The 378-nt window shown below is 46.0% G+C and carries 1 protein-coding gene; it reads right to left on the bottom strand.

Going from position 1 to position 378, the window contains the following annotated elements:
* Nucleotides 1–338, bottom strand: a 338-nt coding sequence (locus LRP50_RS25555; protein ID WP_274167194.1) for a hypothetical protein, incomplete at its 3' end; no start/stop codon positions are given.
* Nucleotides 339–378: the final 40 nt, after the last annotated feature.

Here is a 378-nt window from a genome sequence, read left to right as displayed (position 1 = left end):
ACAAAGTCAAACACCAGGTCTGCCAGACCACCCCCATAATCATCTTTCCTAAATTCAATGTACTCCTTCCAGCTTACTTTGCCGTCATCGCCAACCAGATTGTACTCCTTAATAGACGAAGGGTTTTCTGTTAGTTCGAAGTAATCGTCACCGAACATCTCTTTTCTCAACTGAATATATTGGTTGGTAGACTGCTCGATCCCTTTAAGGTCTGGCCAAAACATGTCATAGCCAATGAAGGCCATAAACCAACTGGCAAGCATCATTGGCAACATAAAAGCAAACAAGGCGTTATGGCTGGCGTTGCGCACTGTCAGTACCTCGTCAGTGACTGACATCACGGGCTCCATGGGATCATCGAGTGGTTTCACATCGACG

Source organism: Enterovibrio gelatinilyticus (assembly GCF_028683095.1).
GTDB classification, from domain to species: Bacteria; Pseudomonadota; Gammaproteobacteria; order Enterobacterales; family Vibrionaceae; genus Enterovibrio; species Enterovibrio gelatinilyticus.
This window is presented reverse-complemented; position numbering and strand designations above follow the sequence as displayed.